Raw genomic sequence first — 25479 nt, forward strand, 5'->3', positions numbered from 1 at the left:
CGGGCATGCAGCTTTGCTGTGACCTGCCGTTCTCCCGACGTTCTCTGTCCCACGCGATAGTGACGGAAGATTGATCTGGCGAAGCCTTGGCTTCGGCCATCCGCCATAGGTCTGGCGATGAGTTACCACCGGTGGCGATCAGGAGCGACTGGCCCTATTCCTTCACGACGCTTTCCGTTCGTGACGCAGGACTAAGCGCCGCCGACAAAGGTCGGCGCGCGATCAAAGTCGTCCTTTTCGAACGGCGTATCGGTGAACAGATAGCGGTAATAGAAATTCCGCAATTTTTCATGGAAGGCCCGGATTCGATCCTGATAGGCCAGTTGGGCTGCCATGTCGGTGTTGGCGAGACGGGTCAGAGCCGCCTGCACCCCGACCGACGGCAATAGCCAGCCGATCCCGCGCGCGGCGGTATCGCGCGCTTCTATGCCGTTTCGATAGGCGGCGACCTTTGGCGCGACGCTTTCGTCGCCGACCTGATGGAAGGCGAAATACCATTTATAGTGGAAGGCGTCCGTCAGCGGCGGGCTATCTTTCCATTCGGGATGACCGGCGTAAAATGCGCGCATCGTGTCCGCACGGGGGATGTCCCATGCGCGGTTGACCGCTTCGCGTTGGGCGAGCGTCAGTTCCACGCCCTCACCCACCGGGATGAGGCGGTTGATCGCGACATGGGCGATGGTCGGCAGGATCAGCGTCAGCACCAGCCAGATACCGGCCAGCGTCGCGGCATTGGCGACGGAACTCCAGCGCATCCGCCCGACCAGCAACGTCACGCCGATCCAGAAGGCGAGGTAGAGCGCGACTAGACCCTGCACGGACAGGAGGGTGGGGAAGGGCACGGCGGACAGGATGGCGCCTATCGTCAGCGGCCCGGCAAGCGCCAGGAACAGCAAGCCGCCGCGCAGCAGCACGCGCCGACGCCATAGCGACCTGCCCGATCCCGCCAGGGCGTCCAGCATGCGCAGCCTTCCCGCTTCCCGTTCCCCCGACACCAGATCGTGAAACAGGGCGATCACGAACAAAGGGGTCAGATAGACCAGCACGAAGGAAAAATCGAAACGACCCGGCAGGGCGAGTTCAGGATTGAACGCCTCGCCATCATAAAGCTGCGCTTCCAGGCCAAGGGCGCGAACACGCAGGATGTAAGGCGCGACATCGCGCAGGCCGAGGGCGGCAAAAGCCAGCGGCGACGGCGTGTCCCAAGTGGCGTGAAAACTATAATAGGCCGCGGTGCCAGGATCCTTCGTCTCGGCCGCCCATTGCGCGACCGCCGCCATATCCTGCGCCTGTTTGGGCTGGATACGGGCGATGACGTCGCGTTGGCGGGCGACTTCGGCCATGCCGGCCGCCACGGAGGCAGCCGCCAGCAAAGCGACCAACAGCAGCGCCAGCAGCGCCATGCGGGAGCGCAGCAGCAGGCGCAATTCATGGGTGAGGAGGGTCATGCACGAGCTTTCTGAAGAATGCGGGCAACGGGCAGCAACGCCAGCAGCGCGAACGCCAGCCAGGCGAGCAACAGGCCAAGCCCAGGCAGGCTGGCTTCGACCAGATCGCCCGTGGTCGCCGGTTGGAAGCGGAATTGCGGGATCGTCTGCCAATGGTCGGCGGAGATGCGCTTGCGCTGATCGGCACCGGCATCCTTGGCCTTGTCATCGGCATAGCGGACGGTGTCGGCCTGCAACTCGTTCAGCTGCTGGACCATGGCATAACGATAGGCTTCGGCCTGAGCCAGGAACTGGCGATGGCCTTCCAGGTCGGTGCCTGCCGCAGCCATCGACAGCCGGCGCAGGGCGATGGCTGGACTGATGATGCCAAAACCGTCGGTCAGTCGGCTCTGCGCCTGCTGGACGGTGAAGCTGCGCCTGGCATAATCGTCGAACAGGCGCGATGTCAGCTTCTCGCCTTCGACCGCGAGCAGGCCGTTATAATTGACCGGCAGATCCTCGATCCTGTCGACGCCATAGTGGCGCAGCACCTTTTGCCTGAAGGCGGTGAAGAAGGGATCGTCGGGATTATGCGCGTCGCCGAGACGATGCAGATCCTGCTGGATCGCAATGTCGGTTTCGAGCCGGGTGGGGAGCATGTAGGTTTGCGCCGCAATGTCGGGCGCAACGCGCGGGAGCAGGATGACAAGCACCGTCCAGAGCGCGAGCAGCGCAAGCAGCGCGTCGCGCCCGCGCCGCACCAGCGCGGATACCAGGATGACGATGATCGACCAAAGCGCCAGATAGGCACCATAGCCCAGCACCATGACGGCGATCGGCCCGGCCAGCGCGCCCGGCTGCCCCGCGATCAGCAGAAAGGCGGCCAGCGCGGGAAGCCCGACCAGCGCAGCGACTATAGCGAGCGCCAGCAACTTGCCCAGCAGCAGCGCGCGCGCGGAAACCCCCTGGACGAGCATCTGGCGCAGCGTGCCGCGTTCCCGTTCCCGCGCGACTGCCCCATAGCCGAGGAAAACCAGCAACAATGGGGCGATCACTTGCAGGACGAAGGCCGGTGTCAGCTGGCCGAAGCGCACCAGCAGCGATGATTGGCGGACATCGCCGAAATTGGCGCTGTTCTGCCGATGGCCTTCCAGGAACATGCTGTTGCCGGTGAAGGCATCGACACCCGGATCGAAGGCCGCGAGCGGCGGCAGGGGGCGAAAGATGAAATTGCCGAAATGGACCATCCGATGGGGATGCCGGTCGGGCTGCGCCGTAAATTCCTGCGCTGCCTGCGCCTGGAACCGAGCGCGGGTTTCGGCGATGCCGGTCTGATGGGACCAACTGATGAGGGCGGCGGCGAGCGTGAGGAGGGTGAGCAGCGCGAAGGCAATGACGGTGACGCGATTGCGCCGCATCAGCCGCAATTCGTCGCGGGCGATCAGGGTGATGGCGTTCATGCGGTGACGGCCTCCCGCGCAAATTTGCGATGCAGGTCGCGCACGTCGAAGCGGTCCGCGCCCTGCGCCGCTGCCTCGTCGATGATGCGGCCCGATTCCAGGAAGCCGATGCGATCGGCAATGTCGGCGGCGGACAGCAGGTCGTGGGTGACCATCAGCACCGCCGCGCCCCTGCGTGCCACGTCGTGGACCAGCCTGTTGAAATCGGCGGTTGCGCGCGGATCAAGGCCCGATGACGGCTCGTCGAGCAGCAGCACCGGCACGGCGCGTAGCAGGGCGATGGCGATCGCCACTTTCTGCCGCATGCCTTTGGAAAAGCCGCTCATCCGCTTGTCCCAGGCCGATGTCTGCAGGCCGGTGGCCTCGAACGCGCCGTCGATATCCTGCGGGGCGGGGTGGCGACCCGCCAAAGCGAGCAGATAGGCGGCATTCTCGCGCGCGGTCAGATGTTCGTAGAGGGCGACATTTTCCGGCACATAAGCGATTTGTTCACGCGCCTTGTCGGCCTGTGCGATCGGATCATGCCCGGCCACAAGGACAGTGCCGCTATCTGGCCGGGCAAAGCCCAACAGGGCCGACATGGTGGTCGACTTGCCCGCGCCATTGCCGCCCAGAAGCGCGTAAATTTCGCCTGCATCGACATGCAGGCTCAGGCCGCGCAGCACGGGCTGGCTGCCATAGGATAGGTGAACGTCGGACAAGATGATGCGCTGGCCGGTGGCGGTCAGGGACATGATATGGGCTCCTTGGCTGTTGGCGCGGAGCATTTCGCCGTTGCAGCAATCTGTCAATGAAATAATATAACATTTCTAATGCGTCCCAGGGATGTCTCCCTTCGGGGGCGTTGCGCATCGGCCACTCAAGACCCGCACGATATCGCGCTCTACTGCCAGTGTCACAGGATCAAGAGGATATTCGGCAAACTCAAGGACTGGCGTCGCATCCCCAGCTACGACCGATACGCCGACACTTTCATGTCCGCAATTTGTACCGCCGCAACAGTCATCTTATGGTTGAATCAATAAGTCCTGAGCTAAGATTATCGAGTAATATCACACCGCATCCGCCTCCTGGGCTTCACTCACGCCGACGACGACCTTCTCCAAAACGCGCGTCGCCAGTTCCATCTCTTCTTTGCTGAGTTTGGCAAATACCGTCGATCGAATGTCCGACAGAACGGGCTGAACCTGCTCGACGACCGCCATGCCCGCTGGCGTGATCTCGATATGGCGCGAGCGCTTGTCGTGCGGGTTTTCCGTCCGGCGGATCAGGCCATCGGCTTCCAGCGAATTCAATGTTCGGATCAGCGGTGGCCATTGAATGGCGAGGCGGGCCGACAAGAGCGATGTCGTGACCGGGGGCGTGGCGACGCTCAGGACAAAGAGGGTCTGCCATCGCGACCGGGACTGGCCCGTGGCCGCCAACATGCGATTTTCGACATGCGTCCCCCATCGACGGGCCGACAGCGACAATATCCGGGTCAGCCGGAATTCGACGTCATCGCGCGATCCTTCGGGAAAATAGGCGCGATATTGCGCTGTGCTGCTGTCGAACGGATCGGCTGGATTCGGATCGTCGGAGGCCATGTCATTCCCATTGCAAAGGCGGGACAGTGGATTGCAGCCCGCATGCCATTCTTAGCGGCGCTGGTAAACAACTGCAAAATATCAGATTTCCCCCAAATTTTTCCCCTGAAAGGAGGGCGTTGACAATCTATGTATCACGATACATAAATCGTTCAGAGGCCGCAGCAGAAGGCCAGGAGAGGGAAATGAAGATGCGATTGAGCACCCAGCGCATGCGCGCAAACGCGAGTGTCTTGGCCATGATGGGGGTAGCGCTGGCGTTGCCGACCGGTGTGGCCGCACAGGAGTCCGCCCCGGCTGATCCAACTACCGCCCCGCAATCCGTCGATGCCCAGACGACCGAAGGCGCATCGGGTGCCTTGCCCGTGACTGACATCGTCGTGACGGGCACGCGCCTGGGTTCCAATTTCAACGCGCCGACGCCGGTCACCTCGATCGGCGCTGAACGGCTCGATGCGCTGGGCATCACCAATGTCGGTGAAGCGCTGAACCAACTGCCCAGTTTTCGCGCGTCGAGCGGTCCGGCGGCGCAGGCCAATCTGGGCGGCAATATCGGCGCTCGGCTGCTCGATCTGCGCGGGCTCGATCCCCAGCGCACGCTCGTCCTGGTCGATGGCAAGCGTTTCGTGCCCAGCACTGTGCAGGGTTCGGTCGATACCAACCTGATCCCGTCCTCCCTGTTGCGCAGCGTCGATGTCGTGACCGGGGGTGCCTCGGCCGCTTATGGGTCGGATGCGGTTGCAGGGGTGGTGAACTTCGTCCTCGACCGCAAGAAGGAAGGCCTGGACGGCGAATTTGCCGCGGGCATGTCGCAGCGGGGCGATGACGGCAATATGTTCGCCAGCCTGTCGGGCGGCATGCGCTTTGGCGATCGCATCCATGTGATCGGCGCGGTCGAATATGAAAAGCTGGAAGGGTTGGGCACCTGCACCAGCCGTAGCTGGTGCGACAGCCAGACCCTGATCCTGGGCAATACGCCCGGTGCCGGTGGCCTGCCCGCCAATCTGATCATCGGCGGGGTCAATACATCGACCATGTCACCGGGTGGCCTGATCAATCGGTCGTACAATGCGGCGGGTCAGGTGATCGGCACTACGGCGACCGATCCGTTGCGCGGCACCAAATTCCTGGCCGACGGCACGCCGGGGCGGTTCCAATATGGTTCGCTGGTCGGTCCGCTATTCATGCTCGGCGGCGAGGGGCAAGGGCGTAACGGTTTCATCTCCGCTCTGCGGCTCAAAGTGCCGCTGGAACGCGTGTCTACTTATGGTGCCCTGACGGCGGACCTGACCGACGATGTCACGCTGACCGCCGACCTGTCCTATGGCCGGGTCAAGGGGACCGTCGACGGCGCCATCTTCCGCGACTTCAACGGGACGTTGCTGGGCCGTATCAAGCGCGACAATCCCTTCATCCCTGCCGCAGTCGCATCGACGATGGATGCCAATGGCGTCGCCTCCTTCATCCTGGGCAAGGCCGCGTTCGACCTTGGCCCCGGCCGGGCGACATCGACCACCGAAACCTATCGCGGCGTGCTGGGTGTCGAGGCGAAGCTGAGCGACAAATGGACGGTCAACGGCTTCTATCAATATGGCCGCACCAATTTCACGCAACGGGCGACGAACCTCGTCAATCAGGCCAATCTCCTCAAAGCCGTAGACGCGGTGCGTTCCGGCGGCCAGATTGTCTGCCGCGTCAATGCCGACGCGATCGCCAGCAATGACGATGCGGGCTGCGTACCGTTCAACCCGTTCGGCGAAGGGCAATTCAGCCAGGCGTCGGTCGGCTATATCACTGGCAACGGCCTGCAGCGAACCGTCAATGAACAGCATGTCGCGGGCGTGGACCTGCGCGGCGAGCTGTTCGACCTGCCAGCGGGACCGGTAACGGTCGCGGTGGGCGCGGAATATCGGCGCGATACGGTGGACGGCACCGCCGATCCCATCTCGGCGGCGAACGGCTTTTATTCCCTCAACGGCTCCGCTCTGTCGGGCGGCGTGACGGTGAAGGAAATATTCGGCGAGATCGCCGTCCCCGTCTTGCGCAATTCATCGGTCGGCTATGCGCTCGACCTCAATGGTGCGGCCCGTCGCACCGATTACAGCACCACAGGGTCGGTCACGACCTGGAAAGCCGGGCTCGTCTACGAACCGATCGAAGGCGTCCGCTTGCGCGGCACGCGGTCGCGCGACATTCGCGCGCCTAATATTTTCGAACTGTTCGGCCCGCAGACGCTGCGCTCGATCGGCCTGTCCGACCCGTTGAACGGCGGATTGCAGACCAACCCCTTCGTCGTCACCGGGGCCAATCCGAACCTGTCGGTCGAAAAGGCGGACAGCTGGACCGGCGGTTTCGTGATCGCCCCCCGGTCCGGCCTGCTCCAGCGGCTGCGCCTGTCGGTGGACTATTATAATATCAAGGTGGCCGACGCGATCGGTGCCCTGGGCGCGCAGACATTGGTCAACCGGTGCGCGCAGGGGGCCACCAATTTCTGTGACCAGATCACCCGCGATGCCAACAACCAGATTCTTCAGGTCCGCGACGTCATCCTCAATTCCAACGCCCTCAAGACCAGCGGCTATGATATCGAACTCCAATATCGCCAGCCGCTTGGTTCATGGGGCGAGCTGAATGGGCAGTTTATCGCGAACATCACGAAGGAACTGACGACCGTCGATGCCCTGGGCGCGGTCGATCGCGCAGGCCAGACGGGCGTTCGCACGGGCACAATCCCTGGCGTGCCCGATTATGTGCTGGACGGCGTGCTGACCTGGACGGTCGGCAAATTCCAGCTGACCGGTCATGGCCGCTATATCCCGTCGGGCATCTACTGGACCAATTTCGTCGGTCCCGATCAGGATGGCTATGCCGTCACCGCACCGAATAGCGTCGACAATAATAATGTGCCCAGCCGCTTCTACCTCGACATGACGGCGCGGGTGAATGTCGATGCCGGCAATGGGCGGACCTTCCAATTGTTCGCTACGGTGAACAATCTGCTCGATCGCGATCCGCCCGCCATGCCCGGACCATCGGGCGGCACCAACCAGGTCCTGTTCGATCCGGTCGGTCGCGCGTTCAAGGTCGGCGCGCGCTTCCACTTCGGTGCATAAGGCGCAGGAGAGGGACGAGCCACGATGAGCATGACCGCAACCGATCCATCGCCCCCCGTCGTCATCGAGGTGACGGACGTGATCGAACGTCAGCGGATCAATGCGTTCGTCATCCGCCTCGTTGCGATATCGTGGACTGTCACCTTTCTCGACGGTTTCGACATGCTCGTCATTTCCTTCGTCGCGCCCTATCTGCGCGACGGGTTCGGTGCGGACGTCATTTCCTTGGGCGAACTGTTCGCTATGGGCGTGTTCGGCGCGATGCTGGGCGGGATCGCTTTTGGTTGGCTGGGTGACCGCTATGGGCGACGCCCGATCATCATCGCGTCGGTGGTGGCGTTCGGGGCGACCAGCATGGCCATTGCGCTCGCGCCCAATATGCAGGTGCTGCTGGCGCTGCGTTTCCTGAACGGCGTGGCCCTGGGCGGGTTGATGCCGCTCGCCTGGGCGCTCAACATCGAATATGTGCCGCGCCGCTATCGGGCGACCGTCGTGACCGTCATCATGATGGGCTATACGCTAGGCGGCGTCGTCGCAGGGCCAATGACGGTGTGGCTCGCGCCGCTCTATGGCTGGCAATCGGTATTCATGGTGTCGGGCGTGGCGACGCTGCTGCTCGTCCCGCTCCTCTTTGCCCTGCTCCCTGAATCCGCCCGCTATCTGGCGGTAAAGGGGCGATCGCCCGACAAGATCGCAAAGGCGCTGAACGCGCTGGCACCGGGGCTTGGCGCGCGGCCGCAGGACCGCTTCATGGTCACGGACGAAACAGCGCCCGCCACAGGAAAGGGCTTCCGTATCGCCACCCTGTTCAAGGGCGATCTGCGGCCGATCACCAGCCTGCTCTGGCTTGCCTATATCGGCAGTTCGATGGCGGTCTATTTCAAGTCCAACTGGGGTCCGATCATCTTCGAGGATGTCGGTTTCACCCGGACGCAGGCGGCGATGATCATGTCCGTCAGTTCGATCGGCGGCTCGCTTGCGGGCCTGGCGCTCATGCGCTTTACCGACCGGCTGGGGCCGATCGCGATCGCTTTCTATCCGATGCTGGCGGCACCGCTGCTGCTCGTCATGGGCCTCGCTCCCGTCTCGCTGCAAGGTCTGGCCGCCTTCTCCCTTCTAAGCATGGCGATGATCAGCGGCACGCATTTCGGCATGCATTCCATCGCGGGCATTTTCTATCCCAGCGCCATCCGCGCCAATGGCGCGGGCTGGGCGACATCGGTGGCCAAGATCGGATCGATCTTCGCACCGCTGCTGGGCGGCTATCTGCTGGCGATGAACATGCCCCCCCGCCTGCTGTTCGTCCTGCTTGCGGCGACGCCGCTACTCTCGTGCGTTTCGCTGCTCCTGCTTGCCCGTGTCGGCAAGCGCCAAGCGGCCCGCACGCCCGTTCCCACCGAAACCATCGTCCTTCCGGCGCATGCCGTGGCGACCAAGCCCTAACAGGAAATATGATCATGGCTTTGACTGCGACCCCCATCACCCCGCGCTTTGGTGCCGAGCTTTCCGGCATCGACGTCAGCAAGCCGTTGAGCGACGCCGATGTCGCCGCCATCAAGGATGCGATGAACCAGTGGGGCGTGTGCGTCATTCGCGGCACCGGTTTCGACAATGCCTCCCATGTCGCTTTCAGCCGCCATTTCGGTCATTTGGAAACGGCGCCATCGGTAAAGAACCGGCCGCGTCGTCACCCGGACACGCCGGAGATATTCGACGCCAGCAACCTGACCCCGGCGGGCGAGATACTGGTCGATGAGAATATGGTTCTGCACAAGAAGGGCGACCGGCTCTGGCATACCGATTCCTCCTTCATGGACCTGCGCTCGGCCTATTCGCTGTTGCTCGCCTATGAGGTGCCCAAGAAAGGCGGGCTGACCTATTTCGCGGACATGCGGTCGGCCTATGAAGACCTGCCTGCCGACATCAAGGAAAAGGTCGATACGCTGCAGGCCGAACATTCGCTCTGGTATTCGCGCCTGCTCGCGGGTTTCCCGATCACCGAGGAGGAGATTGACGGCCGTCCCAAAGCCCGCCAGCCCATGGTCATGCACCAGGAAGCAACCGGACGCACCGCCATCTATATCGGCAGCCATGCGATGGACGTCGTTGGCCTGCCACGCGAGGAAGGGCGCGCGCTCATCAAATATCTGATCGAATTCGCCACCCAGCCACACTATGTATTCGGCGTCTCCTACCAACCGGGCGACATCGTCATCTGGGACAATCTGGCGACCATGCACCGGGGCGGCGATTTCGACATCTATAAGGAAAGGCGCGACATGCGTCGGACGACCGTGCGCGAAGGCGAACCACCCGAACATGCCGACGATCCCTTCACAGCCTATTTCTCCGCTTCGGCACCGCAGAGCTGATCCGTGACGATGCCCGACAAGCCCCGCTTATTGGTGACGCGCAAATGGCCCGAACGGGTCGAGGCGCTGATCGCGGAACGCTATGATGCGACGTTCAATCAGGATGACGTCCCGCTGACGCAAGCGGCACTGGCTGCGGCGATGCAGGACTATGACGCCATCTGCCCCACCATCACCGACAAGCTGCACGCCGGCATTGTCGGGACGGCGGGGCAACGCGCGAAGATCATCGCCAATTACGGCGCGGGCATCGATCATATCGATGTGGCGGCGGCGCGCGGCGCAGGCGTCGTCGTGACCAATACGCCGGGCGTCCTGACGGATGCGACCGCCGATATCGCCGTCACCCTGATGCTGATGGCGTCGCGGCGCGCGGGCGAAGGCGAGCGGGAATTACGCGCCGGGCAATGGGCGGGCTGGCGGCCGACCCATCTGCTTGGCACCAGCCTGCGCGGCAAGACGCTGGGGCTGGTCGGTTTCGGCCGCATTGCCCAGGCGATGGCCGAACGCGCCCGTTTCGGCTTTGGCATGGACATCGTCTATTATTCGCGGCGTCCCGGTGCGCAGGATGTAGTGCAGCGCCTGGGCGCGCGCTATGTGCCAACGCTGGCCGAGATGGTCGCCCAATGCGATGTCGTCTCGCTGCATATTCCGGGCGGCGCGGAAACCCGCAACATCATCGATGGGGCCATCTTCGCGCAGATGGCGCCCCATGCGATCCTGATCAACACCGCGCGCGGCGACGTGGTCGATGAAGACGCGCTGGTCGATGCGCTGGAAGCCGGGCGGATCGGTGGCGCGGGCCTCGATGTCTTCGTCGGCGAACCCCATGTCTCCCAACGCCTGCGCGACGCGCCGAACACGGTACTCCTTCCCCATCTGGGCAGCGCGACGCGGGAGACGCGGGAGGCGATGGGCCTGCGCGCGCTCGCCAATCTCGACGACTGGAGGGAGGGGCGGGTGCCTCAGGACAGCCTGTAATGGCGACCGCCATCGACGATCTCATCGCCGCCGAGCGATTGCCGCCATCCTATGCGGCGATGGTCGATCGCTGGTGGCGGCCGCTCGCACGGCAGATCGCACATTGGCATGCATCGGCCGGACGGCCCCTCATCATCGGGATCAACGGTGCGCAGGGCAGCGGGAAATCCACGGTCTGCCGCTTTCTCCAGGCATCACTGTTGCCCGAACAGGGGCTGTCGGCGGCGGTCGTCTCCCTGGACGATCTTTACCTGCCGTTGCAGGCGCGGGATCAAATGGCGAGGGACGTCCACCCCCTGTTCCGCACGCGCGGGGTGCCCGGCACGCATGATGTCGATGCGGGCATGGCGCTGCTGGAGGCTATGGTCGCCGGTCGAGACACGCTGATCCCGCGGTTCAGCAAGGCGTTGGACGACCGGTTGCCGCAGGCCGACTGGACGCGCCATGCGGGCGAGGTCGATATCCTGCTGTTCGAAGGCTGGTGCGTGGGCGCGCGCCCGCAGCCTGCCGCCGCCCTGGAGCAGCCGCTCAATGCGCTGGAGGCGCAGGAGGATCCCGACGGCATCTGGCGGCGTCATGTGAACAGCGCTCTTGAGACATGCTATGCGCAGTGGTTCGCGATGATCGATCATCTGGTGATGTTGAAGCCGCCGTCTTTCGACCATGTTTTGAAAAACCGGTTGCTCCAGGAACATAAGCTGCGGGCGACCGCGCCGGATGCGCCGGGGATCATGGACGACGCCGCAGTCGCGCGGTTCGTCAGCCATTATGAGCGTGTGACTCGCCACATGGTCGCCGACCTGCCGGATCATGTCGACCTATTGTTCCAGCTAAGCGCCGGGCAGGACGTGATATCCTGTACGGGCCTTGCAAATGAGGATGCCCATGTCTCCTGAAGATGCCGTGCCCGCCGACGCCATTCGACCAGGGTTGGCGTTCGTCTATGCGGCCAGCGCCGAACTGGCCGCACCCATTCCGATCGGGGAAACGCCCGATGGCATGCGGCGGATCATCCCCATCCTGTCGGGCACGGTCGAAGGGCCGCATATCCGTGGCCGCATCCTTGGCGGAGGCAGCGATTGGCAACTTCTGCGGTCCGATGGCGTCACCGTCGCGGATGCAACCTATGGCATCGAAACCGATGACGGCACCATCATCCAGATCCGCAATCGCGGCCTGCGCCACGGGCCTGCCGAGGTCATGGCCCGCCTGGCAGCCGGTGACACGGTCGATCCGTCAGCCTATTATTTTCGCACCATACCCGAATTCATCGCGCCGCTCGGTCCCTATGCATGGCTCAATAGCAGCATCTTCGTCTGTTCGGGCGGGCGCTATCCCGATTCCATCCGGCTTTGGGTCTGGCGTGTCACCTGATCGGGACAAGGCATATGCTCGCTTGGCGGTGTCCCTGGAATTCAACGTCTCTGTGATCGCCGTCGCCCTACCTATCATTTATGTTCGTAGCCGGGCCGCGCCCGCCTGCCCTATCTTTCCCTCGCGCCAGGCCAGCCTTGCGTGGTCCGCAGGCACGGCCGCTGCCCCATGAATGCAGAATAATGCACGGGGTATCTATGGGAGGATGAGATCAACGTCATGGAAACGATCGAGGGGCTGCAGCAACGCGTCGACTATGAGAAGGGGCGTAAGGGCTATCCGGAGGGCTTTCCTCCATTGCCGGACATCCCGGCCGAGCGCTATATTTCGCCGGAATTCTATCAGCTCGAACTGAAATATCTCTGGCAGCGCAGTTGGCTCTATGCCGGGCACAAGGATCAGTTTCCCAAAGTCGGCAGCTTTCTCAAGTTCGAGGGCGTCCCCGGCATGCCGGTCATCGTCGTGCGGACGGAAAACGGCTTCAACGCCTTCTACAATACCTGCTCGCACCGTGGCGGCTGCATCGTACAGGAGCGTCAGGGGACGTGCCTGGGCAAGCGGCTGATCTGCGGCTACCACGCCTGGACCTATAATCTGGACGGCGAACTGCTCGGCGTACCGGACAGCCGGGATTTCGACGGGCTGGACAAATCGAAGCGCGGCCTGGTGAAGCTGCGATGCGAAACATGGGGCGGCTGGATATTCATCAATGCCGAGCCCGATGCGGAACCGCTCCAGCAATATCTGGGTGTCTTGCCGGGCCAGTTGGCCCAATTCGACCTCGACAAGCTCAGCTACATCACCAGCTACAGCTATGACGTGGCGTGTAATTGGAAAGTCCTGATGGACGCCTTCGCCGAAAATTATCACTTCGTTTCGGTTCACCGGGGCAGCGTCGGCCTGCCTGGCCCCAAATGCGCGGTCGATCATCATGGCACGGTGATGTCGCTGTTCAAAAACGGCCACTCGCGCAACATCCTGCCGTGGAATGATGGCTTTCAGCCGACGGCCGACGTGTCGGAGGAAACCGGTTTCAGCATGGGTATGGGCGGGATCGCCGATATACCGAGCGTCGGCCCGATCCCCCGGCAGTTCGTGACCGCCTTCACCGCCTTCCCGAACCTGACCACGCCGGTCTATGCCAATGGCTTTCCCTTGCTGCTGTTCTGGCCCACGGGGATCAACACCAGCCGCTTCGAAGTCATCTGGTTCGGATTGCCGCATGGCGAAAGCGCATTGCCGGAGGCGTGGAAGCAGAAGATCGAGGCCTTCAACTTCATTCTCGATGAAGATCTGACCTACCTGCCGAGCGTTCAGCTGTCGGCCGAATCCCCAGCCTTCCGCTCGATCGTGCTCAACTATCAGGAGCGCCGCATCTATCATGCCCATGAACAGATCGACCGCGTGATCGGCGCGGACCAGATTCCCGAACGGCTTCGCGTCCAGCAAGTGCTTGCGCCCTTCGTGGAATAGGAGACGCCCGCCGGACGCCTCGTGCAGGATGTCCCGCATCGCCGTGCATGTCATGATGCTGACGCCGATCTGTCATGAAATCGTATCGCCCCATTCCTAGACGCGCGGCGATGGAATGTTCAAAGGCATCGACGCGCGAAGGGGCGCTGGGCTTTAGCTGGGTCAGGCTGCGCAATCAGATTGCGCGCATGACCCGGCGCGACGATGCCGACGATCTGCTGCAGGATGCGTGGCTCAGCGTGGCGGCGCGGCGGACACAGGCCGACAATGCCGAAGCCTTGCTCGCGCGGATCGCGGCCAATCGCGGTATCGATGCCTATCGCCGGGAACGGCGGGTCGGTTCGACGATCGTGGCGGAAACCACGAGCGACAGCGTCGCAGACAGCTTCCCCCTGCAGGACGAAGTGATGATCGCGCGAGAACGTCTGGACCATGTGCGCGGCGGGGTCGCGCAACTCAGCCCCCGTACCCGCCAGATTTTCTTGATGTATCGCCTGGACGGGCGTAAATATCGCGAGATCGCCGAGGAGTTGGGGATCAGCCAGAGCGCAGTCGAAAAACATATCGCAAAAGCGATGGCGCATCTGGCCGAATGGATGGAGCATTGGTGACGTGAACTTCCGCAGCAAGCCGGAAAATGTGAACCGGCAGGCAGCGGATTGGCTTGCGCGCTTACACGCCGACAACCGATCCACCCAGGACGAAGCGGCATTTCGCGCCTGGTTGAATGCTGATCCGTCCCATGCCCTCGCCTTCGATCACAGCTCCACCGTCTGGGACGCCGTCGGCGGCCTTCGCGACGATCCACGCAGCGCGCCCGCGCCGCAGCGATTGTCGCGCCGGGCCGTCATGGCCGGGGGCGTCGGAATCATCCTGTCCGCGGGGCTGACGGTCGGATGGCAGCAGGCGCAGGCTGGCGTGTACCGGACAGGCGTTGGCGAACAGCGCCGCCTGATGCTGGATGACGGCACCCGCGTCATGCTGGACACCAATACGCAGATCCGGTTCCGGGCGCGCGAAACCATGCGCCTGCTCTCGCTCGAAACGGGTCGCATCAACCTGGATATCGCCCGCGATCCGCGGCCCTTCGTCATCGAGGCGGGTGACAGGCGGGCGGTGGCGGACGTGGCCCGGCTCGATCTGCGCCGCGATGACGATCAAGTGATGCTGACGGCTATTCAGGGCAGCGCCCGTGTCGAGGCGATGCAGGCGCCGGTCCTGCTGTCGCAAGGGCATCGCATCGCCATGACGGCCGGGCATCCCGATCAACTCGACCGGCCGGAACTGGAAGACCTGACGGCGTGGCAGAGCGGTCGCCTGGCCTTCCGCGATCAGACGGTCGCCGAGGCGGCGGCGGAGATGAACCGCTACGCCGAACGGGCGCTGGTCGTGTCCGACGCCAAGGCTGCGGCCATGCGCGTCAGTGGCGTCTACAGCGTCGGTGATCCCGAAGCCTTCGCCCGCTCGCTCGCCGTCCTGCTGCCCATTCGCGTCACCGCACAGGCCGACGCCGTCCGCATCGCCAGCATGTACTGATTTTATTTGCATGCGGGGGGTGGGGAAATACCGAGCCCCAGCGACGAGGATATAAGCGGCGCTCGCGGGGAACGCCGAACAGGGACATCACATTATGATCAGTTTGAAACGGCAGCTTTGCCGATCGGCGGCGCTCGCCCTCACGCTTTCCTCCATGGCGATGTCGGCCACGCTGCAGGCGCAGACGCAGGGCCAGTCGCGCCAGATGCGCGTGACCATGGCAGCCCAGCCGATGGCCAGCGCGCTTGAACAGCTGGCGCGCCAGAGCGGTCAGGACATCCTCTTCACGCGCGACGCCGTGGCGCAACTGCGGGCACCCGCTTTGTCGGGCATGTTTGACGCGGAAACGGCGGCACGCCGACTGGTCGCGGGCACGTCGCTCGTCGTCGTGCGTGATCGCGCGGGGGCGCTGATCGTTCGCCCTCAGACGGCGGCGGCCGCAGAAACGCCGGCAAGCGCCAACCTTGATTCGGCTGCGAGCAACAATATCGTCGTGACGGCCAGCTTTTCCGAAGGCGTCGGCCGGTCGCTCGATTTGAAGCGTAAAGCCGATTCGATCGCGGATGCGGTCGTCGCGGCCGATATCGGCAAGCTGCCGGCGTTCAACGTGGCCGAGGCTTTGCAGCGCGTGCCCGGCGTTACCATCGTCCGCGAGGCGGGCGAGGGGCAGTTCATCAGCGTGCGCGGCCTGGGGCCGAATTTCCAGTCGGTCACGTTCGACGGCATGCCGCTCGCTTATAACGAGAATATCCGCAATTCGGGCCAGTCGGGGCGTCAGTTCCGTCTGCAAATCCTGCCCGCGACATTGATCGACAGTGTGGTGGTGGTCAAGTCGCCCACCGCCGACCTGGTCGAAAGCGGGATCGGATCGTCGGTCGATATCCGCCTGATCAAGCCGCTCGATCGCCCATCGTTTATCGCCGCCAATGCCTATGCGGGGTATGAAGAGCGCACCGACACGGTCAATCCCAATGGCACGATATCGGGGGGCTGGCGCAATGCGGACGGCACTTTCGGCCTGCTGGGCGGGCTGTCCTATTCGCGGCGCGAGGTGCAGTTCGACCGCCTGCGCATGGGGTGGCAGGAAGCGGAGGTCGAGGGCCTGGGCACGTTGCGCGTGCCAGGCGATGCGCAGCCCTATCTGGAGCTTGAGGATCGCGAGCGGATCAGTGCGGTGCTGGGCGTCCAATGGCGTCCGTCATCCACGTTCGAGATCGACATTAACGGCCTCTATTCGCAGTTCAACAACAAGACGGTCGAACAGCGGCTGACCTATTATATTCCCAACGAATTGTCGCGGCTCGACCTGTCCAGTGCGGTGGTCGAGGACGGACGGCTGGTCGCGGGCACGATCCGGGGCGCGCGCATCCGCAACTACAGCGAAAATATGGATCAGTCGCACCAGAATCTGCAGCTCAATGCGACGATGAAGCTGGACCTTGGGGGCTGGCAGATCGAACCGCGGGTCAGCTATGCGCGGGCGCGCAGCGGTCTCGACACGCCGATCCAGCGGGTACAATATCGCACCCGCAGCGGTGCGGGCGGCAATCTGACCTTCGATTTTCGCGGCGACGTGCTGGGCAATCAGCGCATCACATCGCTCTACACCGATCTTGACCTGACCGATCCGTCGGTCATGCCGTTCGAAAGCTTTGCGATCCGGCCGATCAATTCGGAAGACGAAGACAAGAGCGCCATCGTCAATATAGCGCGCGACATCGATTTCGGCCTGGGTGGCGTGAACTTCACGCGGCTGCGTTTCGGTGGGCAGCTGTCCGATCGCTATCGCGATTATCAGCGTCGTGATCGCAACAATGCCGTGCTGCGGAGCGGCGCGACCCGGACGGATGCGTTCCTGCAATATCCGGTGGCCAGCAACGCCTTCGACCAATCGATCGCCAATCGCCAGACATGGGGCAGCGTCGATTGGGCGTTGTTCAACCAGGCCTATACGCTGGGCAGCGAATATGACGGCGTCAGCCCCAGCGCCTACGACCTTGATCCGACGGCGGCCGACCTCCAAAATTCCTACCGGATCGGCGAAAAGATCCTGGCGGGCTATGGTCGGCTCGACTTCGAATCGATTGTCGGCAACGTCCCGGTCACCGGCAATTTCGGCCTGCGCTATGTGCGCACCCGCACCAATGTTCGCGGCACGACGATAGCGCCCGTTTCCGATGGCGCGGGCGGGGTGACGACGCAGGTGACGCCGACCACCACCAAGGCGAGCTATGGCGAGTTCCTGCCCAGCGCCAACGCCATGTTCGAAATCGCGGACAATATGCAGTTGCGGCTTGGCGTCGCCCGGACGATGACGCGGCCGTCGCTGTCGGAATTGCGCAATTCCATCAACACGAACAGCGTGACGGTGACGAGCATCTTCAACGAAGGCGCGGCGGCGCTCGCTGACCCGACGCTCAACCTGACCGCAGCGGCGGGCAATCCGAACCTGCGTCCCTATACGTCGTGGAACCTGGACGTTTCCTTCGAATGGTATTTCGACAAGTTCGGCGCGTTCACGGTCGCAGCGTTCCACAAGGACATCAGCGATTATGTCGCGTCGGATTTCGAGACGCGCACGCTGGCCTTTGCCGTCAACGACGGATCGACGCTGCCGGTGGATATTCTGGTGTCGACGCCGACCAATGTCGGGGATGCCACCATATCCGGCATCGAGTTCGGCTATACGAAAAAGCTGCCATTCGGCCTGGGGGTCACGGCGACCGCGACCTTCGCCACGTCGAAGCTGGAGCTTGATCGCACGGGCGTCGGCCTTCAGTCGGCAGGTATCCAGGGCGTGTCCGACGTCAGCTATTCGATCACGCCCTTCTTCGAATCGGGGCCGTTCGAAATCAACCTCAGCTACACCTATCGCAGCGATTATATGACGGATGCCGGGGCGGTGGTCACATCGCTGCCCAGCCCGGAAGATGTCGTGCCCTATTATCAAAAGGGGTTCGGTATCGTCGATCTGGGCGCCAGCTATCAGATCAAGCCCAATGTGGAGATGTTCGTGCAGGCGGTGAACCTGTTCGACCAGCGCCAGGTGTCCTTCGCCGGAACGGAGCAGGAAGTCAGCGAAATCCACACATTCGGCCGCACGGTCAACTTCGGCGTCCGCGCCAAATTCTGACCCTGGCCGCTGTTGCCGCACCGTGGCGGGGCCATCGCCTCGATACGGTGCGGCACGCCCCCAAAACGGATTTTTCGACGAGGAAGCTGCATGTACCGCATGTTCGTCATCGGGTCGTTCGCCCTGTGCGCCCTGGCAGGGCCGGTACAGGCTCGTCCCGCCGATGGTCGCCGCTGGCTTGCGGGCGACCATCATGTGCATAGCATCTACAGCGCGCAATATCGCGCCGACCCGGCCCATCCCCATGCGCCGCCCGCGCCGATCATCGGCGGCGACTCGTCGCACACCATTGTCGAAAACGCCCGGATGGCGCGCCGTTTCGGCCTGTCATGGATGGTGTCGACGGACCATGGCGGACCCCGTCATTCGGTCCTCAACCATGACCGCGCTTGGCCCGATGTCGTCGCGGCACGCAAGGCCGTGTCGGACCTCGTCCTGTTCTACGGCGCCGAGTTCGACGTGCCCGGCGGCGAACATGCCAGCCTGATCCTGCCGATCGACGCGCAGGAGCGCGATACGTTGCGCGCTATCGAATCGCGCTTCGGCAAGCGCGAGGCGTTCCCGGCCGACCCGGCCCGCAACACCAAGTCCCGCATGATCGCGGCCCTCGGCTATATGGCCGACTTGCCGAATGCCCCTGTCGTCATCGGCACTCATCCGTCACGAACGGCGACGGGCCTTGGCCAATGGGGGCTTCATGCGCCCGCCGAATATCGGGCCTGGCATGATGCCGCGCCCCATGTCGCGATCGGCATGGAGGGTGCTCCTGGGCATCAGGCGGCAGCCTCCAAGCCGGGACTGGACGCAGCGCACGGGTCGCGCGGCCTCTATGGTGGATATCCCACGATGGGCGGCTTCGATCAGATGGTCGCCACGCTTGGCGGCGGATGGGATGCCCTGCTTGGCCAGGGGCTGCACTGGACGATCACGGCCACGTCGGATTCGCATGGCCACTGGACGGCGGGCGGGGCCGATTTCTGGCCCGGCGAATATGCCAAGACATGGGTGTTGGCGACACCGACCGGCGCGGACATTCTGGACGGCTTGCGTAGCGGGCGCGTCTTCGCGGTGACGGGCGACCTTATCGACGCGCTGGATTTTACGGCGGCCCGCGTACGGATGCCCGGTCAGCCTGCCGCCATTGGCGATACGCTCGCCGTGCCGGGCGGCGAGGACATCGTCGTGACAATCCGATGGCGACCGGCCCGCACGGCGAACGCCCATGGCGACGTGCCAAAGCTGGATCATGTCGACCTCATCGCAGGCGGCCCCTCCGCAGCGGCGGGTGATCGCAACGCGACGGCCAAGGTCATTCGCCGCTTCACCGCCCAGCAATGGAAGCAGGAAGGCGATTATCACGTCGTCGAACACCGCATCGGCGCACAGGACATGCCCCGCTACCTCCGCGTCCGTGGCACGAACACGACGCAAACCGAACCCGGTCCCGACCCCGTGGGCGAAAATCCCTGGAACGACCTGTGGTTCTATTCCAACCCGATCTACATCGATCGATAGGCAGACGTCAGGCCGCAGTGGAACCGGGGCAACTGGATGCACTTCGGGCAGGAAGGGTGGGGCACTAGCTTGCGATCTGTCCTCACAGACAGCCCGTGGTCGAGCAGACGAGCGTAGAAATTGCGGTCAAGCTGCGGGGCAGGGACTGCGCTACCCTTGCGCACTGCTCATGCGTGTCGAGGTCGGACAGAAAGGTATCACTATCCATTGCGACACCGGACAGATGGCGGCGCGGCTCGCGGTCACCATAATAGTTCCACAGTAAAACCGGATGCAGCGCTGATCCCGTTCATTGCCCAAGCGTATCGCTGGCGAAGGGAGCGCTTGGTCAGGCAGAAGCGAAAATGGGCACCAGCATATGGTCAATAGCCTTATCCACCCATTGGGTTTCGTTTGCCTCCACCCCTGCGAGTCGCGCGATCAGTTCCGGGTTGCCGAATGTTATCAGTGCGGCACCGATCAGTGTGAAATAGGCCATGACCGGCTCTGCACCCGCCAGTCGGCGTTGCGCCTGCAACCCGTCGAACAAAGGTTCGAGCAACCGCCAAACCGGTTGGCCGAAATTGGCGACCACCCATTCGTGGCGTGCCGACAGGACAGAAAATTCCTGAAGCATCAGGCGCGTCAGGCGGGGATTTGACGCGAAGGTCCGCAGAAAGTCCGGCAAAACCTTATGGGCGGTAGCGACGGGGTTGGCCAGCGCATCAGGCGTTAGATGCGCCCTTAGATATGCCTCGCCCTGACGTGCGAATGTTTCGATAACCTGCTGCCAAAGCGCCATTTTCGAAGGGAAATAATAGGCAAGATGGCCCTGCTCGATACCCGCCGCCGCCGCTATCGCCCGCGTACTGGCGCCTTCAAAGCCCAGATCCGAAAAAACCCGCAGCGCTGCATCGAGAACGAGCCGTCGATTTTCCTGACCATCATAGCGGGCGGGACTGCTGTCCTTTGGCGGCTTCTTTCCTTTATTCATCCGCCCCGTTTGCCGGTCCCGCACGCCCGGCGCAAGGGTCAAGTTTGTCGGTTGACAAATATCTTGGTCATATGACAAACACTAGACTCGTGAAAAACTGAACCGTCTTGGGAGAGAGCCATGTATCCGCTTGCCGCTGATCAACCCTATCCGCGTAACCAATGGTGGGTCGCGGCCTACGCATCGGAACTGGGCCGGACGTTGCTGGCCAGGGACATTCTGGGCGAGCCGGTGCTGTTCTATCGCACAGAAAATGGTGATCCGGTTGCGCTGGCAGGCATCTGTCCCCATCGCGCCTTCCCGCTGGAACGCGGGCGCTTGGTCGGGGATGCCGTGCAATGTGGGTATCACGGCTTTACTTTTGCTGCTGACGGGCATTGCCAGTTTGTGCCCAGCCAGAAAAATGTGCCGCAAAAATCAGCTCTGCGCCGCTACCCGATCGTGGAACGAGGCAATCTGCTGTGGATCTGGACCGGACAAGAAAGCCTCGCCGATCCTGGCCTGATCCCCGATATGGAAGCGATCGGACCTGGCAATCTCGACTGGGTCGTTGAACAGCATCCGCTTGCCACCGTCGATGCGCGTTACACGCTCTTGATCGAAAATCTGCTCGATCTCAGCCATGTCACCTTCATTCACGCCAACACCATTCCGGGCGGGAGCAAGGTGGTCGAAATTCCGGTCACGCTGGCCGAGACCGAGCGCAGCCTTACCGTCCAGCGCAACGGTCAGAACCTGCCGCTCAATCCGCTGATCCAGATGCAATTCCCCCATCAGAAAGGGCCGGTCCATCAGCAGTTTGATGCAGAATATCTCGGCCCCTGCCTGATCCGCACCGGTGGCGCTATAAGCGACGCCGCTAGTGGCACCGTGCTGGGCATTCAGAATTTTCTGCACATGATCACGCCTGCATCGCCGACCCGGCTGCACTATTTCGTCAATACCGCACGTAATTTCGGCCTCGACAATCCAGCCCTGGCCACGATGAACCTGGGAATGGGTACGCGCATACAGCCCGAAGACATCGATGCCATCGAAACAATCGAAGCCGTGCTGCAATCGGGTGCAACGCTGCCGACCGAGATCAGCGCGCGAATTGACAATGGCGCGCTGAAAGTTCGCCGTCGATTGGAAGCACAGATTTTCGCTGAGACGGGCTGCGCTTGATTGGAAAGATGTCTCGACCACGCTTGAACCGCAAGCTGCCTGAACATCTCGAATATCGGCGCTAAAAGGACTGAAATAGCGTCAATCGAATGTTTGGCGTGCTCAATCAATAGCGTTGTATCGCTACCCGCTATAACAAGACTGCTCTCTCGTTCGAGAGCGTCCACAACCTCTCTGCCGTACACCAGTGGATCAAGTGTTTCGTCAAAATGACATATTTTTTTCGTCCGTCATATATTTATATTATTATATAGAATGTTGAAAATTTAACCAAAAATATTCATAATTATTATTATTTAGATGAATTATTATTAATTCTATTCATCATAGTAGACCATCGGCGATCAAAGGCATCATACTCTTCTGCCCTTCCGCTAGAAATAAACTCAATTTCGGCGAGAACCTGATGCATTTCTCCGCGTTGCTGTTCGAGCGCATGGTTTGCCTGCTGAACATCATGTTCAAGAGCGGAACATCTTTCCAAGGCTGCCTGCATTTTAGCCGCAACGGATATGCGGCCCTGTTCGCTCTCCGCATATCGGCGTTCAAGCGCGCCATAATAGGCCCGGCTTTGCGCCAACTCTTGCTCCAGCGTTTCAATCCGCCCCATGGCCTGTGCCAATTGACCGGTCAGCGACTGATGGTGCGCCTGCTTATCAGCCTCTGCCGCATCGAGCTGGTCGCTGAGCGCCCGCGCTCTATTCGCTGCCTGCTGAACATCATGTTCGAGGGCAGCGCATTTTTCCTGGGCTGCCTGCATTTCTGCCGCGACGGATATGCGGCCCTGTTCGCTCTCCGCATATCGGCGATCAAGCTCGCCATAATACGCCCGGCTCTGCGCCAACTCTTGCTCCAGCGTTTCAATCCGCCCCATGGCCTGTGCCAATTGATCGGTCAGCGATTGATGGAGCGGACGCTCTGCCTGCAAATCCCGTTCTGCTTCTTGTAGGCGCAAGACACTATTTTCCAGATCGTCTGATGCGGTCTTTATCCGCGCCGCCAATTCCTCCGCTTGTCGGTTGGCGGCGGACTGAGTCTCATTCAGTTCATCGGTAACGGCATTAAAACGCTCCTGCAAATGCCTGTGAGCAACGTCACCCATTTCCAGTTGAAGATGCGCTGATCCCGCTATGCGACAATATTGCTCATACCCTTCCCGAAAGGCTGCAAGTTCGCTATCTACGGCAAGGCGAAGCATATCGTCATTGGTGCCATCGATACCTTGCGCAAACAGTGAGCGCACCATGCTAACGACGCGATCTATGTCCTCGATCAATCTTTGCGGTGCTGAAATGATATCGCTGTAGTCAGACAGATCGACGCTTAAAGATGTATGATCCATGATCATACGCTCAGCTATGTCTAAATCAGATTTTGATGGGGACTTGCTGAAGTCAATTTTTATATCAAAATGATCTTTATATCTAAAGTTCATGTAAATATGAATACATAAAAAACCGATAAGTAGGATATCATGATCGTCTTTTGAATAAACTTCACCGGAAATATTTTCCGCCAAAAAACTTTTGATTTTTAATATAAAATCTTTCTGATTTTTTGAATTTACTGTTTTCAAAATTGTTTTAAAAAAATATGGATTGCAATTTTGTGATTGATTTGAGTAAGAAAACCATTGGTTAAGAAGGCTTCTCTTGATAAAAATGTGTGTGCCGCCAATTTGGCTCTTTATCATATCAACGCGTGCGATGCTTCGCGTACAAGATAGAACGGGCACTCGGCGATTCTGCTGTGCCAGATTCACAAGAGAAGCAAGATAGGCGCTTGTTTTATTAACTCGGTCACGGTCGCCATTTAATTCCAGAAAAAAATCTGAAAACGCCATTTCTTGGTCAAAGCCCTCTATGCCTTTGACTTTCTTGAGAAGTGGGCTGAATTCTGAAAAATAGGGCGCACCTGCTGGGTGGTGGGAATTCCAAGTCGAAGGAGATTGAAGAATATTCTTGAAATTTATATCTTCAAGAATTTCGTTGAATATTTCATAGTAGCAATAACATTTGGGATTTTCTCTGAACTTAGACCAAAGCCAAGTGCTTCCAGTTCGGAATGATGAATGTAAGAATATCGGCTTGAAAATTTCATCATTATGTTTGCGAACTGTCATTGATTTTCCTGATAATCAATTAGCAGATAGAAATATTTATATACTAATATCAATTAAACGATTTTATCGGATGAAAAATAAAATAATGCAGAAATGCATAATTCGTAAACAGATATATTTTTAACAAACCCGTCGAGTGCGATGTGAATTATCATCTACGGCACTGCTAAAAAGCCATGTGGGAATAGGGCTGCCGCATCTGGCGCAGCAATCCATTTCTGTTACCAGTGCAAACCCCTATACAGCACTAATGAATCCTATTACGGTGGATGACCTGTCACACGGCGCAATCAATGATGACTACGATCCTGGAGAATCTGCTAGATATTTGAGTATCTGCTAGATATTTTGAAGGCGTGATTACCTTCACTAGCGACAGCCTAGTGCGACAGATCTACCGTCAGGGTCACCGTACTATATGTTTTCCTGCAAATTCTTCGCTTTCGATTATTTGCGCAATCATCTCAATACGGGATGTCCCGATATTCAATTGATGCGCGATTGCATCCTCACTCTCAGGCTCGCGACCGAGAAAAATTTTGTAGATCCAAATCACATCTTCACGGCTCATGGCCATATCACTGCCCTCATATTTATAACTATATTTGCCTTTTTGGCGGTAGATTTTATACCCGCAGAAATCTAATTTGAGGCATGGCCATCAGAGCTATCGACGTCGCCTGAATTTGCCTCTTTTATAATATTGATTGTCATTTCTATATATTTTTGGCGCATGACTTCGGCCTTATCTCTGGAGTCGATCAACTCGCTTTGCAGACGCTCATTCTCCTGCTGCATCATAGCAAGGCGCATTTCACTTTCATCCAAAGCAGCGATCAGGCGGGCACGTTCATTCTCTCGTTCCGCCAAGGCTGCACTGGTCTCGATTGACAAGGTCGCGAGCACTTCACGCAAATCACGCAATCTACCATTTTCATTCAAAGCGGCCGCCAATTTATCCTGAAACGCCGCCGCCGATGCCTTGTAACGATCCCGTTCAAACCGCATGTCCTCGGCGTTCAGCCGCATCTTGCGCTGATCTACCTGGAGGTTGCAAATTGCTTCGCCAAGCTTAAGCAACTCGAACGCTTCCCGACTGCGTGTGTCTACTCCCACCTGTTTGACTTTCGAGATAGTCGGGCTTTTATCTGACGTATCGCTGCGCACGGTCACGCCTTTACGTTCGCCTTCATCCATAATTTCATTGTTCCCATCGTTCAATCGACCTGTGCCGTTAGTCATCTGTC

General features: G+C 60.6%; 20 protein-coding genes. 12 read left to right on the forward strand and 8 right to left on the reverse strand.

Annotation, left to right across the window (positions count from 1 at the left end):
• Nucleotides 1–191: 191 nt before the first annotated feature.
• The 4 genes from ACZ2HM_RS16930 to ACZ2HM_RS16945 form a co-directional block, all read right to left on the reverse strand.
• Nucleotides 192–1448, reverse strand: a complete 1257-nt coding sequence (locus tag ACZ2HM_RS16930; RefSeq protein ID WP_470425773.1) for an ABC transporter permease — start codon at nt 1446–1448, stop codon at nt 192–194.
• Complete coding sequence (locus ACZ2HM_RS16935) at nt 1445–2887, reverse strand: ABC transporter permease (RefSeq protein WP_470425774.1); 1443 nt, start codon at nt 2885–2887, stop codon at nt 1445–1447. Before ACZ2HM_RS16935 ends, ACZ2HM_RS16930 begins: the two co-directional genes overlap by 4 nt.
• Nucleotides 2884–3621: an ABC transporter ATP-binding protein gene (locus ACZ2HM_RS16940; RefSeq protein WP_037478594.1), complete on the reverse strand. Its 738-nt coding sequence runs from the start codon at nt 3619–3621 to the stop codon at nt 2884–2886. The genes ACZ2HM_RS16935 and ACZ2HM_RS16940 overlap by 4 nt, the downstream gene beginning before the upstream one ends.
• Before the next feature lie 318 nt (nt 3622–3939).
• The gene (locus ACZ2HM_RS16945) at nt 3940–4473 is read right to left on the reverse strand and encodes a MarR family winged helix-turn-helix transcriptional regulator (RefSeq protein WP_037476121.1); all 534 of its coding nucleotides are present in this window, start codon (nt 4471–4473) and stop codon (nt 3940–3942) included.
• Nucleotides 4474–4658: 185 nt separating this feature from the next.
• Here ACZ2HM_RS16945 and ACZ2HM_RS16950 point away from each other — a divergent pair, with 185 nt between their 5' ends.
• The 11 genes from ACZ2HM_RS16950 (at nt 4659) to ACZ2HM_RS17000 (ending at nt 19970) form a co-directional block, all read left to right on the forward strand.
• Entirely contained in the window at nt 4659–7586 is a 2928-nt protein-coding gene (locus tag ACZ2HM_RS16950) for a TonB-dependent receptor domain-containing protein (RefSeq protein ID WP_470425775.1), read from the forward strand.
• Between the two features lie 24 nt (nt 7587–7610).
• A complete protein-coding gene (locus ACZ2HM_RS16955) occupies nt 7611–9029 on the forward strand; it encodes an MFS transporter (RefSeq protein WP_470425776.1) in 1419 nt (472 codons plus the stop codon).
• A 14-nt stretch (nt 9030–9043) separates the two neighbouring features.
• A complete protein-coding gene (locus ACZ2HM_RS16960) occupies nt 9044–9958 on the forward strand; it encodes a TauD/TfdA dioxygenase family protein (RefSeq protein ID WP_470425777.1) in 915 nt (304 codons plus the stop codon).
• A gap of 9 nt (nt 9959–9967) precedes the next feature.
• On the forward strand, nt 9968–10939 hold the full coding sequence (locus ACZ2HM_RS16965; protein ID WP_470425778.1) for a 2-hydroxyacid dehydrogenase: 972 nt from the start codon (nt 9968–9970) through the stop codon (nt 10937–10939).
• Nucleotides 10939–11835 (forward strand): kinase, encoded by an 897-nt coding sequence (locus ACZ2HM_RS16970; RefSeq protein ID WP_470425779.1) that lies wholly within the window; start codon nt 10939–10941, stop codon nt 11833–11835. The genes ACZ2HM_RS16965 and ACZ2HM_RS16970 overlap by 1 nt, the downstream gene beginning before the upstream one ends.
• Nucleotides 11825–12313 (forward strand): DUF3237 domain-containing protein, encoded by a 489-nt coding sequence (locus ACZ2HM_RS16975; RefSeq protein ID WP_470425780.1) that lies wholly within the window; start codon nt 11825–11827, stop codon nt 12311–12313. The genes ACZ2HM_RS16970 and ACZ2HM_RS16975 overlap by 11 nt, the downstream gene beginning before the upstream one ends.
• A gap of 219 nt (nt 12314–12532) precedes the next feature.
• Nucleotides 12533–13786, forward strand: a complete 1254-nt coding sequence (locus ACZ2HM_RS16980; RefSeq protein ID WP_037476135.1) for an aromatic ring-hydroxylating oxygenase subunit alpha — start codon at nt 12533–12535, stop codon at nt 13784–13786.
• A 110-nt stretch (nt 13787–13896) separates the two neighbouring features.
• Entirely contained in the window at nt 13897–14397 is a 501-nt protein-coding gene (locus ACZ2HM_RS16985) for an RNA polymerase sigma factor (protein ID WP_470425781.1), read from the forward strand.
• Nucleotide 14398: 1 nt separating this feature from the next.
• A complete protein-coding gene (locus ACZ2HM_RS16990) occupies nt 14399–15322 on the forward strand; it encodes a FecR family protein (RefSeq protein ID WP_470425782.1) in 924 nt (307 codons plus the stop codon).
• Between the two features lie 94 nt (nt 15323–15416).
• Nucleotides 15417–18455 carry a TonB-dependent receptor gene (locus ACZ2HM_RS16995; protein WP_470425783.1) on the forward strand — a complete coding sequence of 1013 codons (3039 nt, stop codon included), beginning with the start codon at nt 15417–15419 and terminating at the stop codon, nt 18453–18455.
• A 90-nt stretch (nt 18456–18545) separates the two neighbouring features.
• The gene (locus ACZ2HM_RS17000) at nt 18546–19970 is read left to right on the forward strand and encodes a PHP domain-containing protein (protein ID WP_470425784.1); all 1425 of its coding nucleotides are present in this window, start codon (nt 18546–18548) and stop codon (nt 19968–19970) included.
• Nucleotides 19971–20298: 328 nt separating this feature from the next.
• Here the strand turns inward: ACZ2HM_RS17000 and ACZ2HM_RS17005 are convergent, their stop codons facing one another.
• Complete coding sequence (locus ACZ2HM_RS17005; RefSeq protein WP_052027529.1) at nt 20299–20943, reverse strand: TetR/AcrR family transcriptional regulator; 645 nt, start codon at nt 20941–20943, stop codon at nt 20299–20301.
• 120 nt (nt 20944–21063) lie between these two features.
• On the opposite strand from ACZ2HM_RS17005, the gene ACZ2HM_RS17010 reads away from it, so the two are divergent.
• Complete coding sequence (locus ACZ2HM_RS17010) at nt 21064–22110, forward strand: Rieske 2Fe-2S domain-containing protein (RefSeq protein WP_470425785.1); 1047 nt, start codon at nt 21064–21066, stop codon at nt 22108–22110.
• 292 nt (nt 22111–22402) lie between these two features.
• Here ACZ2HM_RS17010 and ACZ2HM_RS17015 read toward each other — a convergent pair whose 3' ends face one another.
• The 3 genes from ACZ2HM_RS17015 to ACZ2HM_RS17025 all read right to left on the reverse strand — a co-directional run bounded on the left by ACZ2HM_RS17015 (nt 22403) and on the right by ACZ2HM_RS17025 (nt 25474).
• Nucleotides 22403–24232 carry a hypothetical protein gene (locus ACZ2HM_RS17015; protein WP_470425786.1) on the reverse strand — a complete coding sequence of 610 codons (1830 nt, stop codon included), beginning with the start codon at nt 24230–24232 and terminating at the stop codon, nt 22403–22405.
• Nucleotides 24233–24638: 406 nt separating this feature from the next.
• Complete coding sequence (locus ACZ2HM_RS17020; RefSeq protein ID WP_150125764.1) at nt 24639–24809, reverse strand: DUF4214 domain-containing protein; 171 nt, start codon at nt 24807–24809, stop codon at nt 24639–24641.
• Between the two features lie 65 nt (nt 24810–24874).
• Nucleotides 24875–25474: a hypothetical protein gene (locus ACZ2HM_RS17025; protein ID WP_156106135.1), complete on the reverse strand. Its 600-nt coding sequence runs from the start codon at nt 25472–25474 to the stop codon at nt 24875–24877.
• Between the last annotated feature and the right edge of the window lie 5 nt (nt 25475–25479).

The sequence above is a fragment of the Sphingobium sp. KKT206 genome, assembly GCF_055640555.1.

Bases quoted from the DNA above. Each gene is read 5' to 3' on its own strand.
- ACZ2HM_RS17025 (WP_156106135.1), bottom strand. From the start codon at position 25,474: ATGACTAACGGCACAGGTCGATTGAACGATGGGAACAATGAAATTATG.
- ACZ2HM_RS16965 (WP_470425778.1), top strand. From the start codon at position 9,968: ATGCCCGACAAGCCCCGCTTATTGGTGACGCGCAAATGGCCCGAACGG.
- ACZ2HM_RS17000 (WP_470425784.1), top strand. From the start codon at position 18,546: ATGTACCGCATGTTCGTCATCGGGTCGTTCGCCCTGTGCGCCCTGGCA.
- ACZ2HM_RS16950 (WP_470425775.1), top strand. From the start codon at position 4,659: ATGAAGATGCGATTGAGCACCCAGCGCATGCGCGCAAACGCGAGTGTC.
- ACZ2HM_RS17010 (WP_470425785.1), top strand. From the start codon at position 21,064: ATGTATCCGCTTGCCGCTGATCAACCCTATCCGCGTAACCAATGGTGG.
- ACZ2HM_RS16945 (WP_037476121.1), bottom strand. From the start codon at position 4,473: ATGGCCTCCGACGATCCGAATCCAGCCGATCCGTTCGACAGCAGCACA.
- ACZ2HM_RS16980 (WP_037476135.1), top strand. From the start codon at position 12,533: ATGGAAACGATCGAGGGGCTGCAGCAACGCGTCGACTATGAGAAGGGG.
- ACZ2HM_RS16985 (WP_470425781.1), top strand. From the start codon at position 13,897: ATGGAATGTTCAAAGGCATCGACGCGCGAAGGGGCGCTGGGCTTTAGC.
- ACZ2HM_RS16960 (WP_470425777.1), top strand. From the start codon at position 9,044: ATGGCTTTGACTGCGACCCCCATCACCCCGCGCTTTGGTGCCGAGCTT.
- ACZ2HM_RS17015 (WP_470425786.1), bottom strand. From the start codon at position 24,232: ATGACAGTTCGCAAACATAATGATGAAATTTTCAAGCCGATATTCTTA.
- ACZ2HM_RS17020 (WP_150125764.1), bottom strand. From the start codon at position 24,809: ATGGCCATGAGCCGTGAAGATGTGATTTGGATCTACAAAATTTTTCTC.
- ACZ2HM_RS17005 (WP_052027529.1), bottom strand. From the start codon at position 20,943: ATGAATAAAGGAAAGAAGCCGCCAAAGGACAGCAGTCCCGCCCGCTAT.
- ACZ2HM_RS16970 (WP_470425779.1), top strand. From the start codon at position 10,939: ATGGCGACCGCCATCGACGATCTCATCGCCGCCGAGCGATTGCCGCCA.
- ACZ2HM_RS16955 (WP_470425776.1), top strand. From the start codon at position 7,611: ATGAGCATGACCGCAACCGATCCATCGCCCCCCGTCGTCATCGAGGTG.
- ACZ2HM_RS16935 (WP_470425774.1), bottom strand. From the start codon at position 2,887: ATGAACGCCATCACCCTGATCGCCCGCGACGAATTGCGGCTGATGCGG.
- ACZ2HM_RS16995 (WP_470425783.1), top strand. From the start codon at position 15,417: ATGATCAGTTTGAAACGGCAGCTTTGCCGATCGGCGGCGCTCGCCCTC.
- ACZ2HM_RS16930 (WP_470425773.1), bottom strand. From the start codon at position 1,448: ATGACCCTCCTCACCCATGAATTGCGCCTGCTGCTGCGCTCCCGCATG.
- ACZ2HM_RS16940 (WP_037478594.1), bottom strand. From the start codon at position 3,621: ATGTCCCTGACCGCCACCGGCCAGCGCATCATCTTGTCCGACGTTCAC.
- ACZ2HM_RS16975 (WP_470425780.1), top strand. From the start codon at position 11,825: ATGTCTCCTGAAGATGCCGTGCCCGCCGACGCCATTCGACCAGGGTTG.